General features: G+C 41.6%; 2 protein-coding genes. One reads left to right on the top strand and one right to left on the bottom strand.

The genetic code is table 11. The annotated features are described in order from the left end of the window. The first annotated feature begins 381 nt into the window (after nucleotides 1-381). Entirely contained in the window at nucleotides 382-681 is a 300-nt protein-coding gene (locus tag ND16A_RS14345; protein ID WP_033076568.1) for a ComEA family DNA-binding protein, read from the top strand. Between the two features lie 114 nt (nucleotides 682-795). Here the strand turns inward: ND16A_RS14345 and ND16A_RS21465 are convergent. Next, the coding region (locus ND16A_RS21465; protein WP_033076567.1) for a hypothetical protein at nucleotides 796-1,227 on the bottom strand (432 nt) is incomplete at its 5' end.

Genomic DNA, 1,227 nt, shown 5'->3' with positions numbered 1-1,227 from the left:
TAGAGTAAGAAGAGGCTTTTGCATCCCGAGAAGCTAAAAGCTTTTGACGTCTTAGCCTCTTCTTCTCACTCTAGCTTAGCCCTTAAGTAATAATTTATTTAGGGGCTTCTTCTTTTATATGACGTGGCGTAAGTTAACAAATAGTAGCTTAACCCCATTATTCAGAAAATATATACCGTCATTCCGACGAAGGTCGGGACCCCCATGCTTGACAGTGAGTAGTTGACACTGGTTGACGTGGTGTAAGTTAACTAACAGCGCGAATATATTAGTTTACTTTGGCCCCTTTTAAATATTTTGACAAAGTAAAACTCTGTTCTAAGCTAATAGTAACCACAGGGTGTGGTTATACATTTACAATTTTAGGTAAAGGAACTACTTATGAAAATTTTACAACCCTCACTATTGGCTTTCGCCTTAGCTTTAACCCCGGCTTTAACTACCGCTTACGCAAATGAAACGGCTGCTGAAAATAAACAAAGCGTAGAAATGCGTGTGAATTTAAATAAAGCATCTGCTACACAACTCAGTTCTCTGAAAGGTATAGGCATGAAAAAAGCCGCCGCAATTATTGAGTATCGAGATAGTTATGGCCCATTTAAATCAGTAGCTGAATTAACTAACGTGAAAGGGATTGGTGAGAAGTTTCTTGCGAAGAATAAAGAATATCTAACGTTATAATGCTATTGGCTATGAGCCATTAGAGCTACTGATAACTAGCTATTATGCACCGTCATCCATGCACAAAAAAGCCAGTCAATTGACTGGCTTTTCATTATGCAATTATAGAAGCGCTTAAGGTTTCGTTGGACCTGCTGCACTGGTACTTGTTGCAAAACCTCTTGCTGCTGATTGATTAGAACGAGCTACTGCTGTTCTCTGATCAACGGTTAGAGCTTCTGTTGGTATTGCTTGAGTACTAACTTCTGCTGCCGCTGGCTTTGTCATTGGCGCATGTGCTTTGCCTTTAAATGACTTGGCTTTGAGCTGATTGGTTTTCACTTGCTTAGCTTTTACTGGTGCAGCTACAACTTTTTCAGCAACGACTGCTTCAGCAACGACTTCTTCAGCAACGACTGGTTCAGCAACGACTGGTTCAGCAACGACTTCTTCAGCAACGACTGGTTCAGCAACGACTGGTTCAGCAACGACTGGTTCAGCAACGACTGGTTCAGCAACGACTGGTTCAGCAACGACTGGTTCAGCAACGACTACTTCAGCTACGAC

This window comes from Thalassotalea sp. ND16A (assembly GCF_000764205.1).
In the GTDB taxonomy this organism is placed as follows: Bacteria; Pseudomonadota; Gammaproteobacteria; order Enterobacterales; family Alteromonadaceae; genus Thalassotalea_A.
This window is presented reverse-complemented; position numbering and strand designations above follow the sequence as displayed.